At 79.4% G+C, this 252-nt stretch carries 1 pseudogene; it reads right to left on the bottom strand.

The window, feature by feature from the left end:
- Positions 1–252: pseudogene (locus AX737_RS34400) on the bottom strand (hypothetical protein); the annotation flags it as partial.

Here is a 252-nt window from a genome sequence, read left to right as displayed (position 1 = left end):
GGCGCTGCAGGTGCCAGACCTCGACGACGACGGGCTCGGCGGATTCTGCCGCCGCGTCCTCGGACGCGGCGGCTTCGGCCGGGGCGTCGCTCGCCGCACGCTCGTCGGAGAGGGCAGCGACGTCGCCCTCCTCCGATGCGGTCTCCGCGCTCGCCTCGGCCGGCGCGCTCTCCGCGTCGGGCGCGGGTGCCTCGGCAGCCTCCTCGGCGGCCGACGCAGGCTCGGCGACCGGCGCAGGCTCGGCGGCCGCCT

Origin of the sequence: Methylobacterium sp. CCH5-D2 (assembly GCF_001556475.1) — a bacterium.
Classification (GTDB): Bacteria; Pseudomonadota; Alphaproteobacteria; order Rhizobiales; family Beijerinckiaceae; genus Methylobacterium; species Methylobacterium hispanicum.
The sequence above is the reverse complement of the archived record's forward strand: the minus strand, read 5'-3'. Positions and strand labels throughout refer to the sequence as shown.